Annotated in this window: 12 protein-coding genes; 5 read left to right on the top strand and 7 right to left on the bottom strand. The window is 54.6% G+C overall.

All coding sequences use genetic code 11. From position 1 onward, the window contains the following. The 7 genes from F6R98_RS06775 to gshB form a co-directional block, all read right to left on the bottom strand. On the bottom strand, positions 1–1,284 hold the full coding sequence (locus F6R98_RS06775) for a dihydroorotase (protein ID WP_153248342.1): 1,284 nt from the start codon (positions 1,282–1,284) through the stop codon (positions 1–3). Beyond that, positions 1,281–2,264 carry an aspartate carbamoyltransferase catalytic subunit gene (locus F6R98_RS06770; RefSeq protein ID WP_153248341.1) on the bottom strand — a complete coding sequence of 328 codons (984 nt, stop codon included), beginning with the start codon at positions 2,262–2,264 and terminating at the stop codon, positions 1,281–1,283. The genes F6R98_RS06775 and F6R98_RS06770 overlap by 4 nt, the downstream gene beginning before the upstream one ends. A gap of 146 nt (positions 2,265–2,410) precedes the next feature. Continuing rightward, positions 2,411–2,959, bottom strand: a complete 549-nt coding sequence (pyrR, locus tag F6R98_RS06765; RefSeq protein ID WP_153248340.1) for a bifunctional pyr operon transcriptional regulator/uracil phosphoribosyltransferase PyrR — start codon at positions 2,957–2,959, stop codon at positions 2,411–2,413. Then, the gene (gene ruvX / locus F6R98_RS06760; RefSeq protein ID WP_153248339.1) at positions 2,952–3,416 is read right to left on the bottom strand and encodes a Holliday junction resolvase RuvX; all 465 of its coding nucleotides are present in this window, start codon (positions 3,414–3,416) and stop codon (positions 2,952–2,954) included. Before ruvX ends, pyrR begins: the two co-directional genes overlap by 8 nt. Continuing rightward, entirely contained in the window at positions 3,409–3,978 is a 570-nt protein-coding gene (locus tag F6R98_RS06755; protein ID WP_153248338.1) for a YqgE/AlgH family protein, read from the bottom strand. The genes ruvX and F6R98_RS06755 overlap by 8 nt, the downstream gene beginning before the upstream one ends. 473 nt (positions 3,979–4,451) lie before the next feature. After that, positions 4,452–5,384, bottom strand: coding sequence for an energy transducer TonB (locus tag F6R98_RS06750; RefSeq protein WP_228125135.1), 933 nt, complete (start codon positions 5,382–5,384; stop codon positions 4,452–4,454). Then, the gene (gene gshB, locus F6R98_RS06745; RefSeq protein WP_153248337.1) at positions 5,381–6,334 is read right to left on the bottom strand and encodes a glutathione synthase; all 954 of its coding nucleotides are present in this window, start codon (positions 6,332–6,334) and stop codon (positions 5,381–5,383) included. The genes F6R98_RS06750 and gshB overlap by 4 nt, the downstream gene beginning before the upstream one ends. A 103-nt stretch (positions 6,335–6,437) precedes the next feature. On the opposite strand from gshB, the gene rpmB reads away from it, so the two are divergent. The 5 genes from rpmB (at position 6,438) to F6R98_RS06720 (ending at position 12,127) form a co-directional block, all read left to right on the top strand. Next, complete coding sequence (gene rpmB / locus F6R98_RS06740; RefSeq protein ID WP_153248336.1) at positions 6,438–6,674, top strand: 50S ribosomal protein L28; 237 nt, start codon at positions 6,438–6,440, stop codon at positions 6,672–6,674. A gap of 18 nt (positions 6,675–6,692) precedes the next feature. Then, positions 6,693–6,848 (top strand): 50S ribosomal protein L33, encoded by a 156-nt coding sequence (gene rpmG, locus F6R98_RS06735; RefSeq protein WP_153248335.1) that lies wholly within the window; start codon positions 6,693–6,695, stop codon positions 6,846–6,848. A 453-nt stretch (positions 6,849–7,301) separates the two neighbouring features. Then, entirely contained in the window at positions 7,302–8,315 is a 1,014-nt protein-coding gene (locus tag F6R98_RS06730; RefSeq protein WP_153248334.1) for a LuxR C-terminal-related transcriptional regulator, read from the top strand. A gap of 560 nt (positions 8,316–8,875) precedes the next feature. After that, on the top strand, positions 8,876–9,115 hold the full coding sequence (locus F6R98_RS06725) for a hypothetical protein (protein ID WP_153248333.1): 240 nt from the start codon (positions 8,876–8,878) through the stop codon (positions 9,113–9,115). A gap of 546 nt (positions 9,116–9,661) precedes the next feature. Continuing rightward, complete coding sequence (locus F6R98_RS06720; protein WP_153248332.1) at positions 9,662–12,127, top strand: PAS domain-containing hybrid sensor histidine kinase/response regulator; 2,466 nt, start codon at positions 9,662–9,664, stop codon at positions 12,125–12,127. Positions 12,128–12,139: the final 12 nt, after the last annotated feature.

Here is a 12,139-nt window from a genome sequence, read left to right as displayed (position 1 = left end):
TCACAGCTCCGACGCCAGCCGCCCGGAAATCAGGGTATGCGTCACCAGCCCCTTGAACGCCTTATTCCAGTACGGGGTATTGCGTCCGCAACTCAGCCAGAACGATTCGTTTACTGTCCATTCCCGCCCGCTATCGATCACGCACACATCCGCGCTGACGCCAGGGGTTAAGGTTCCGGCTTCTATTCCCAGCACCCCGGCAGGACCGCTGGTCAATAATGCGATGGCGCGCGACAACGTCACCTCATTTTCTTCTACCAGACGCAACGCCAGCGGCAACAGCATCTGCAACGATGCGAGTCCGGGCAGCGTGGCTTGAAAAGCATCCTGGCGCGCATCCAGCGCCAGCGGGTGGTGATCGGAACAAAGCGCGCAGATAACGCCTTGCGATAATCCCTTTATAAGGCCCGCGCGGTCGTCAACGGTCCGAAACGGCGGCACTGCATGCGCATTGGCGTCGAAATTGCCTACCGCGGCTTCGGTCAAATGCGCATGGTGAATGGCGATATCGGCGCTGACCGGCAAACCTTGCGCCTGGGCCAAAGCCAGCATATCCACCGCGCGCGCAGTGCTGAGACGGTTGACATGCACCCGCACCCCGGTTTGCTCCACCAGGGCCAGCAATTGCGCCAGCGCGACGGTTTCCGCGCACGCGGGAATACCCGGCAAGCCCAGTTCGCTGCCGACCCAGCCCTCATGTACGCAGCCATCCCCTTTCAAGGACACGTCTTCGGGACGCGCAATGACCAGCAAGCCGTGAAAACCCGCGTATTCCAGCGCCCGGCGCCAGACAAGCGCATTCGCAACCGGCGCGTCGCCGTTGCCGACCGCCAGACACCCCGCTTGCTGCAGCGCGCCCATTTCGCTGAGATCCTGGCCGTTCAATCCCCTGGTCAGCGCGCCTGTCGGTAAGACCTTGCCCAATCCGGCATTTTGCGCCTGTTCGCGCAGCAGTCTGACCACGGCGGGACTGTCAATAACCAGGCTTCCGTCAGGCGGACACAGCATAGTGGTAACGCCGCCCGCAGCCGCCGCGCGATACTCGGCAAATTCAGCATCGGCATCCTCCACGTCGGGCGAGCGAAGGCGAGCGCACAGATCGACAAATCCCGGGCAGACCAGTCTGTCGCGCGCGTCGATCACTCTGTCGGGCTCGAAACCGTCAGGCGCGCGCCCAAGCGCAACAACGCGGCCACCGGCGATATACAAGGGCGCGACGGCATCGACGTTATTAGCCGGATCGATAATGCGGCCTTGATCGATCAGTATCCTATCGTAACTCATGACGCCTCCCGTGCAGCAGCGGCGGCGTCCCCGGAGTGCATTGCCATCGACAATATCGCCATCCGTATCGCAATGCCATAACCGACCTGCTGCAAAATCACCGACTGCACGCCGTCGGCGACGCGCGAGTCGATTTCCACACCGCGGTTGATCGGCCCCGGATGCATGACTATCGCGTCCGGTCTGGCCTGGCGCAGCCGCGCCTCGGTCAAACCGAAACGCAGGTAATACTCCTGCTTACTCGGCAAAAAGGTTCCGCTCATACGTTCGCGCTGTAACCGCAGCATGATCACGACATCGACGTCGCGCAAACCGGCATCAAGATCGTGAAATACGCGCAAGCCGGACTGTTCTATTCCTCCCGGCAACAAGGTCGGCGGCGCAATCACGCGAATATCGGAAACGCCGAGGATTTTCAGTGCATGAATTTCCGAGCGCGCGACGCGCGAATGTAATATGTCGCCGACTATCGCAACGCTCAGCGGGGTAAAGTCCCCCTTTATCCGGCGGATGGTGAACATATCCAGCATGGCTTGCGTCGGATGCGCATGCCGCCCGTCTCCGGCATTGATGACACTGACATGCGGCTCGACATGCTGCGCGATGAAATGAGCCGCGCCGCTGTGCGCATGCCTGACCACGAACATGTCGACATGCATGGCCTGCAGGTTCCAGATGGTGTCGAGCAGACCCTCCCCCTTGGACGTGGCCGATGTAGCGATATTAATGCTCAATACATCGGCGGAAAGGCGTTTGGCCGCGAGTTCGAATGTGGTGCGCGTGCGCGTGCTGTTCTCAAAAAAAAGGTTGACGATGGTTTTGCCGCGCAGCAACGGCACCTTCTTGATCTGGCGATCGGTCACGCTGACAAAAGACTCGGCGGTGTCCATGATGCGATACAGCAACGCCGGCGCCAATCCTTCCAGCGTCAGAAAATGCCGCAAACGGCCTGCATCGTCAAACTGTATGTCCCTGATCATTGAACCTCGCTTCAGCTGTAGATCGTTGTCCACGAAAAACACGAAAATACTTCACGACTCGAACCATGCCGTTGTTGATTTCAGATAGTGTCCCTGAGGTATTCCTGCCGAGTTACTATGGCTCATCACTTACGCCTTAATCTGTATCAACGCTCTTCCAGCTTTTGTTCGTGTTTTTCGTGGATATTGCTTGAGCTTATAATAAAAAGCTCGAGCGGTTCCGGCCCCGACAGCTTGATCTTTTGACCTTGCTCCAGCCGCAACCGCATGCCGCTGCAATCGGCCTGTACCGGTATCTCGCGGCCATCGCGCGCCACCAGTACGCCCAGCACCACCTGAGCCGGACGCCCGTAATCGAAAATTTCATTCAACGCCGCGCGTATGGTGCGCCCGGTATGCAGCACATCGTCGATCAACAGAATATTGCGCCCTTCGACTCTGAACGGCAGCTTGCTCGGCGTTACGCGCGGATGCATGCCGATCTGGGAGAAATCGTCGCGATAAAAATTGATGTTCAGCAAACCCAGCGGCTCGCGTATCGCCAGACGGCCGTGCAACTGCTGCGCGATCCAGGCGCCGCCGCTGAGCACGCCGATCATGACCGGGTCGCTCAACCCGCGCTTTTCGATTTCGACGCGCATATCGTTTTCGAGACGTTCCAGCAGCTCGTCGAGCCGCGGCAGGGATTCAGACATGTCCGGCACCTCCGGGTAAAGGTTGACGCAACCAGGTTTGCAGTATCAATTGAGCGGCAAATTCGTCCTTGAAGTCGATAAACTTTTCGGAGCGGCGCGTACGCGATTGGTAAAAAATCTCTTTTGACTCCATGGTGGATAAAGTCTCATCCATGGTGTAAACAGGCAAACGATAGCGGCCGTCCAGTTGCCTGCAAAAACGCAAGGTCGGCTGGGTAATCGGATTCTCGCTGCCATCAAGCTGATAAGCCAAACCCACCACAAACGCTACGGGCCGCCATTCGTTCACCAGGCGGGTAATGGCGTCCCACTTGGCGGCGTTACTGACAACGCGTATGGTTTCCAGGCGCGTCGCGGTCGCGGTGATACGCTGACCGACGGCGACGCCGATATTCTTTTCGCCAAAATCAAAACCGATATAAGCGCCATCCCGCGCCGTCTGCTCGACTTCAGGCATGCCCGGCCTGGGTCGTCAGCAGGCGGATATCGACCCCGACCAGACCGGCTGCGGCTTTCCAGCGTTGCGAGGGCGGATAATCGAACAGGATGGACTGGTCTCCAGGGGTATTCAGCCAGGCATTTTCGATGATCTCGCGCTCCAGCTGCCCCTGAGACCAGCCTGCATAGCCCAAAGCAATCAAGACTTTTGCCGGTCCTTTGCCCTGACCCAGGGCCTCGAGGATATCGCGCGAAGTGGTCATGGATATTTCGGACGAAACGCGCAAGGTGGAATCCCAGCTTTGACCGGTCTCATGCAAAACGAAACCGCGGTCCGGCTGTATCGGACCGCCCAGATAGATAGGCGTTTTTCCGGTGTCTTCCTGCTGCAAATCTATTTTCATCTGTTCCATGACATCGGCGAGCGTCAGTTCCGACGGCCGGTTCAATACGATACCCAACGCGCCTTCCAGACTATGCTGACATAAGTAAGTCACCGTTTTAGCGAAGAAAGGATCGTCCATACCGGGCATGGCAATCAAAAAATGATTGGTCAAGGTGTCCCATTGCTTAATCTTCATGCGTTCAGTATCGACATATCCGTTTATATCTGCAAGGGAAGCGCTGATTTATTCGAAATCAGCGCGCTTCAATTTTACAAACCGGGTAACTCTCGCCAGCCCCCTTTTTTCCGTTCGCTCCTTACACTCTGCTCAGGACGAACGGAATATCGGAGGGCTGAATAGTTAGGAAATCGGTAACTATTCGGCGAGTACTTTTGAGTCATGATCGAACTCCTTCGGAAGAGAGGCAAGCCAGTCGAGACACGCGGAAGCGTGTCGGGAGTTTAACCACGCGGAAGCGTGTCAGTAATCTTAACCACACTGCAAGTCCGTCCATGGAAGCTCTCTACGCCCATCCATGGGCGCAAAAGGTCCCGCCTGACTCGCCTCGCTTCCTCTCCAACGGTATGCTGAATAGTTACGCAATTTATTATAACAAGCCCATGGGGAAAACCGATCAAATCAGTGCTCGCAGAGTTAAATCTCGGATCTCAGCGCGCGGTCGGCTTGCCGTTATCGAGAAAACGCCAATCCCATACGCCGGTTATCACCAATACATCCACCTGCTGGCCCAAGACGACCGGCAACGGCGCAAACGGCGCGGCCAGGCGTACGATATGCATGGCCGCCTGATCCAGCACCTGCTCACCGGATGATTGCAGGATCTTGACGCTATAGACGCCGCCGTCCTGATTAATGCCGACCGCAATGCGCAAGGAGCCGGACAAATCCTTACCGCGCGCGGCATCCGGGTAATTCAGCTTGCCAATACGCTCTATTTTCTCCCAGCAAGCCCGCTCGTACTCCATCGCCTCGTAGCGGTCCTTAGTGGTGTTTTTTACATAGACGATGCGCTTTTCCCGCGCTTTCTCGATGCGTTGCTGCGTGTAACCATGCCCCAAATCGGCAACCTGCTGCGCCAATAGTGAAGCATCGAGATGGAGCGGAGGCGGAGAAGCAAGCGTTGCCTCCGGCGCAGGATTGGCCTGATGAAATTTTTCAAGCGTATTCCTGGGCGCAGGCGGCGGCGCCTCCTTAATCGGGACCGCTGTCTTCACGGGTTCCTTGCGCCGCGGCGGCTTGGCGATACGGACGGGAGCTTTTTTAACTTCCGGCACGGCTTCCACGACGGGGTGAAACACAGTAATTTCAAAGCTCCTTGTTGACGATCGCGACGCTTCGACATCCGGCATTTTGAAATTAACAGCGGAAAGCACAATAACATGAGCGATAAACGCCAGACCCAGCGCCCAGCACAAACTGCATTGCCTGCCCCACGCATAACCCGCGCCCGCCACCAGTCTGAAAGGCAATAAATTTGCGCGCTCGAACCGTGCCTGCAACCGTATTAAGCAACGCAGCCCATATTCGGAAAACCGGTTGCCGGACATCATTTCCACATACGATTTAAAGCGATGCCTCATCTACCCTCTACTACCTGCTCTATGTGATCCATCAACTGCCCTGCGATATTCAGGCCGAAGATCGTATCGAGTTGCTGTACGCAGGTCGGACTGGTAACGTTGATTTCCGTCAGATAATCACCGATAATGTCCAGTCCGACAAACACCAGACCCATTTCGCGCAACACCGGCCCCACCTCCCCGACTATCCAGCGGTCGCGCTCGCTCAACTCGCGCCCCACGCCCTTGCCTCCGGCTGCCAGATTACCGCGGCTCTCTCCCAGCGCCGGAATTCTTGCCAACGCATAAGGCACCGCCTCACCATTAATCACCAGTATGCGTTTATCGCCGTCGCTGATTTCGGGCAGATAGCGTTGCCCCATCACGAAGCGCGTATCGTGCTGGGTCATGGTTTCCAGTATCACGCTCAAATTGGGATCGGACGGCTTTACCCGAAAAATGGAAGCGCCCCCCATGCCGTCCAGCGGCTTCAGCACGATCTCGCCCTGTTCCTGTAAAAAACCGCGCAAACGCGCAGACTTTCTGGCAACCAGCGTCGGCGCGCAGCACTGCGAAAACCAGGCGGTAAACAGTTTTTCGTTGGCGTCGCGCAGCGAACGCGGACGGTTCACCACATACACGCCGCCGGCTTCCGCGCGTTCCAGCAAATACGTCGCGTAGATATATTCGGCATCGAACGGAGGATCCTTGCGCATCAATACGACATCCAGCTCATGCAGCGGAATATCGCACTCGTCGGTAAATTCGTGCCATCCGGCATGTTCGCGCTGCAGTTGCAAACTGCGCATGCGCGCGCCGGCTACGCCGTCGCGCAGATAAAGATCCTTCATTTCCATGTAGAACAAGTCCCAGCCGCGTCGCTGCGCCTCCAGCAGCAAGGCGAATGTCGTATCCTTGTCTATATTGATTTCTTCGATAGGGTCCATAATGACCCCCAGCTTCACAGACATCCTTTACCTCGCATACAAACTTGATTTGACTTGCACCGTCTCTATGGTATATAAAGTGCGGTTTATAGATTACCCGCCAAAGCGCCACTCCAGAGGTTACCCCATGTCCAAAGTATGCCAAGTTACAGGCAAGCGACGTATTGTAGGCCATAACGTCTCGCACGCTAACAACAAAACCAAGAGAATTTTCAACCCCAACCTGCACGAACGCCGTTTTTGGGTGGAAACCGAAAACCGCTGGGTGCGCCTCAAGGTTTCCAGCCAGGGCCTGCGCACTATCGATAAAAACGGTATCGACGCGGTACTGGCCGAAATCCGCAAACGCGGCGAAACAGTTTAATTATAGAGAGATTGAATCATGCGTGACAAAATCAAACTCGTATCCAGCGCAGGCACCGGCCATTTCTACACGACCACCAAAAACAAGCGCACCATGCCGGAAAAGATGGAGATCAAAAAATACGACCCTGTCGTGCGCCAGCATGTGATCTACAAGGAAGGGAAAATCAAATAGCAAGGGAGTCTCGCCTCATGGCTGCACCCCGTACCTTTCTTTTTAAAAACCCCGTGCTTGCGGGGTTTTTAGTATCTTCCATGTCGCGGCGCAAATCATCCATATCCTGTCCTATAGCAAGCTCTGATTCGCCGGATATCTGCCTGAATGCATTTCAAACCGCTTCCTGCAGTGTTTTGATGAACTCGTGCGTGTCGAATGCAATATTCGCCATGGGATGCACCTTCTGCACACAGTCTACAGAATATGGTGGTAGTTCCGTCAAGCATAATGGGTATTTCCAATATCCATTTCATACCAAATATTACTTCGATTTTAACCGTTGCCTCTTCCTGCATTCCAAGATGACAATTCCGGGTGAGGGTCCAGGCAGCGGGCATACTGCTGTGTAGTTTCCTCGAAGATGAATAATCAAGACTAACAAGGCCTTAAATCAGCCGGAGAGTCGTCAATATGAAAGAGTCAGATTTACTACAGTTCATCGAAAAAATCTACGGCGAAGAGGAAACACCGGTATATTGGTCCGAATTTCTGGAACAATTGGACCCGAAATGTTACCAGAAGTTAATTCCTCACCTGCATCGGGCCTGCAATTTGTATATAAAGCGGGTCGAAGCGCAGACGCTGCGCGACTGCTCTCTGGAAACGCTGAACGCACTCCCTATGGGAGCCATTCTGCTGAATCAGAACGGTAAGGTTCTGTTCTACAACAGAGCGGCAGAAAGCATACTCGAAAGAAATGACGGCTTCAGCCTGGATGCCAAAGGATCAGGTTCAATCGCAGCAGGATCAGTGCGAGAGACGAAAGCCCTGCAAAAACTGATCAGGGATTCCATCAAAACCAGGCCAGGTCAGGGCGAAGCCAAAGCTGTCGACTCAAGCCCGCATGGCGGCGCTATGGGTAGCCCGTATCCAGCCGACAAAGGGCAGGATCCTGACGGCTGCGCACAAAACAAGGTGCCGAGCGAGTTAGTAAGCAACATGACTGCAAAACTATCCTTCACGCCACGCCCGGAACAGGTCAAAGAATATGGATTCCGGCATAGCCTCCCGGAACGGCGAGGTAAAAAGCTCAAGTCTACGGTATTGGGGCAAGGCATGGGCACGGTAATGAAATTGACGCGCTCAGGCTCCGAACATCCGTTATGGATACATATCACACCGTTGCCCAGCGGGCAGCTTTCGTTTTATGAAATACCTTGCGCCGTGCTGTTTATCTGCGATCCTGAAAATAACACACGCTTATCCAGTACGGTATTGGCCAATCTGTATGGCTTGTCGTTGGCCGAGGCTCAAATCGCCAGAGGTCTGGCAATGGGGTCAACGGTGGACTCGATTGCCAAAGAGCATCGTAGAAGCGTCAATACGATCCGGGTGCAATTGAAACAGGCATTCAGGAAAACCAATACGCATAGCCAAACTGATCTGGTAAGGTTGATTTTGAGCGGGCCCGCCATGCAATGCTAAGACGTAGACCGAACAGCCGCTCATTACTCCCCGTCGGCTCCGATGTGTATATCCTTGTGATCTTTCCTTTTACTTCTGTAACCTCGAAAACCAATGCTGTCCGCTTAACCGGTCATGGCGCAAGCATCGCCCCGTATCATGCAAACGCATGCGCCATGCCCGGTTTCCCTCACCCGGCGTCTCCCAGCGGGAGAGGCGGTTGGCTGTTCGCTTCGCGATGTGCACGGTAACCGTTTACAGCATGAACGTCCGATTTACAAAGCGTTGCGCCCCTATGCGCGCTGCCGCACGGACAGCGGCACAGTCCCGTATGTATTATTATAATTGTCAAACAATTTACTCCAAATGGGTTATGTTGTAGTCAGGAGTCCTCATTAACAATAGAAACATGACCGGTAACTATTCAGCTACCGGTTTTAAGGCAGGGGGCGGCGGTCCGGAACGCCCGCCTCATCCTGATTACTGCATCCCGCCGACTACGCACGCACAGCCCCGTTGAACCCAGCAAATTCGGCGGTACCTCTTAAGTCACTCAAACCTTAGATTAAGGAGCGGTTGCCATGTATGAAATCAGAGCGTTGCCGGTCTATTCCCCAGAGTTTACCGAATTACAGGCTTTTTTTTACAAGCTTGAGCGGCCTTATGGTTTTAATGAAATTCTCCACTTCAACCAGGCATACGAACGTATCTACTGGAGCCTGCGGAAAGAAGAAAAAAGATATGCCGAAAGGTTTATAGACGCCCTGATTGACGACCTCAAGACACCCGAACTAGCCTGCAAGATTTTTGGCGTGGTCTGAAGGGCAGTGCCGTTGATTAATGTATTTTTATAACTACTCAGCACCGCCGGGCGTGAAGTTGAAAAAGGGGCTACAGGTAAGGATGCGCGGAGCAGTTGACTTACCGACACGCTTCCGCGCGTCTCGACAGACATACCTGTAGACCCGGAGCCGAAGGACAACGGGCAACCCCACCCGGTTCATTCACTCATCGACAGGCCAGCTACGAACAGCTTATGCCAACGGCGCAGGTCCGGAAACCGATTGCATCACAATATGAGCGCTTACGTTTCATGATGCTTTGTAGATCGATCCTATCTTGATTGCCTGAAATTACCTGAAGGAGGCGCCTTACTTCCCACCGGCGTTGCAGTAGTGATGACAGGCAAATAAAGCCAACGCGGTTTTGAAATCACGTCATCGGAATTTTCCGCACGCTTTCAGGTATACTAACACCTGTCATTGCCGTAATCTGGCACATCAAATGCCTGATAATATTGCGAAAATGGGCATACTCTACTTCCTAATGTCAATCATTCCAGGTAGAACCGCGAGGGCTGATCAAACGTGCCGAACATAGCCCATGCAAACGGGGCCGCCTTATATGCAGCCTGCCATATCAGGCGTTTGATCGCCGGCGTCGTCCTGACCAACCTGCTGGTCATTGCCGCCGTGGCGTTTACACTATATCGAAGCCTTAACTCGCTCCAGAATCATGCCGATGCCGCGGCGCAGAATTTGGCAGCGATCCTTCTCATCTTATTTTTCCCCGGCGCATCATACTTGCTCACCCGTATTTGGCTGCGCCAAATGAACGCAATGAAAAAGCTGGCGCAAGAAGAGGAAAGGTTCCATACCGTCGCCGACTATACCTACGATTGGGAGTACTGGGAGGGGAATAGCCATGAAATGCTTTATATGTCGCCGTCGTGCGAGCGGGTAACCGGCTACGCCCCGGACGAATTTATCACCACACCGGATCTGCTGACACGCATCACCCATCCCGACGACAAGCTGCCGATGAAAAACCATCGCCACGACGCTTCGAACAAAGAACCGGGCAGAGCGGATTTCCGCATCATCCGTCGCGACGGAGAAATCCGCTGGATAGCGCATTGTTGCCAACCGGTGTTTGGGTCTGACGGAAGCTACCGGGGGCAGCGCGTAAGCAACCGCGACGTTACCGATCATCACCTGTTCGAAACCGAAATCAACCGGCTGGCCCAGGCCGTGGAACAGAATCCTACAGGGATGCTTATCACCGATTTGCAAGGCAGGCTGATTTATACCAATCAGGCCTATACACAAATTACCGGCCACGCATTCGTCGAAGCTTACGGCAAGACGCAACGAGAACTGATTTCGACCGATATCGGCGATGACGAGTTCAATGAAATCCGCAAGCGTTTGGAGGCGGGCAAACAATGGAACGGGATGGTGCAGAACCGCCATAAAGACGGCGCGCTATATTGGGAATTCATCAGCGCTTCGCCGATCTATGACGATGAGGGCAATATTTCCAGTTTTCTTTTTCTGAGGACGGACATTACCGCGCGCAAAAGGAACGAGGAAGAACTGAGGCGCTATAAGGACCACCTTGAGGACGAAGTGCAGCAGCGCACAGCGGATCTGGTATTGGCGCGCAATGCAGCGGAAGCGGCCAATCAGGCAAAAAGCGTATTTTTGGCCAATATGAGCCACGAACTGCGCACGCCGCTGAACGCCATCCTCGGGTTTTCCGGCATCATGCGCAAGGATCCCCGTACTCCGGAATACCAGCGGCAGAACCTCGATATCATCAACCGTAGCGGCGGGCATCTGCTGACGCTGATCAACGATGTCCTGGAAATGGCCAAGATCGAAGCCGGCCGCGTGCAACTGGAAAACGCGCCGTTCGATTTGGGCGGCATGGTGCGTGAAGTAACGGACATGATGAACCTGCGCGCACGTGAAAAAGGCCTGCGCCTGCTGATCGACCAATCGTCATGCTTTCCGCGCTATATATCCGGAGACGAAGCCCGCTTGCGTCAAGTGTTGATCAATCTGGTAGGAAACGCCATCAAGTTTACCCATGAGGGAGGCGTGACCATCCGCCTGGGTACGAAAAGCAACAGGATTTCGCATCTGATAATCGAAGTAGAGGACTCCGGTCCCGGCATCGCTGCGGAAGATCAGCAGCGCATCTTCGAACCCTTCGTGCAACTGGCGGAACGAGGCGACAACAAGGGGACCGGACTGGGGCTGACCATTACCCGCCAGTTCGTGCAACTCATGGGTGGCAACCTCAGCCTGGTAAGCACGCCGGGCATAGGTACGCTGTTTCATGTCGAGTTACCGTTGACGGAAGTTACGAAAGCCGATATCGCCAAACCGAAGGCGGAGAAAGGCGACGTGGTGGGCTTGGCTCCGGGGCAGACCGAATACCGCATATTGATCGTCGAAGATCAGGTCGAGAATCAGTTGCTGCTGGTCAAACTGCTGGAATCCGTCGGCTTCAAGGTCAAGGCGGCCGATAACGGTGAGCAGGGCGTGGCGCTGTTTCAGAGCTGGCGGCCGCATTTTATCTGGATGGATCGCCAAATGCCGGTGATGGACGGGCTGAAAGCAATGCAGATTATTCGCGCGCTTCCGGGCGGCAGGGAGGTGAAAATTGCCGCTGTTACAGCGTCGGCATTTAAGGAACAACGCGCCGAACTGCTCAATGCGGGCATGGACGATTTTGTGCGCAAGCCTTACCGCTTTAACGAAATCTACGAGTGCCTGTCCAAACAGTTAGGGGTAAAATACATTTACAAGGACATACCCGGCACCGAGACCATAAACGTCCCGAAGCTAACACGGGAAAGCTTATCCATACTACCCAAGGCGTTACGGCAGGAGTTGAAGAACGCCCTGGAAAGCCTGGAAAGCGAACGCATTGCGCTCGTCATTGAACAAGTTGCGTCTTACGACACGAAACTGCAAAAAGCGCTGGCTCGTATCGTGGAAAACTTCGATTATCCTGCGATTATAAAGGTGCTGGATACCAACTAAGGGAGATTAGGT

It is taken from the genome of Candidatus Methylospira mobilis (assembly GCF_009498235.1).
GTDB classification, from domain to species: Bacteria; Pseudomonadota; Gammaproteobacteria; order Methylococcales; family Methylococcaceae; genus Methylospira; species Methylospira mobilis.
Note: the sequence above shows the minus strand (reverse complement) of the source record. Positions and strands in the feature narration are given on the sequence as shown.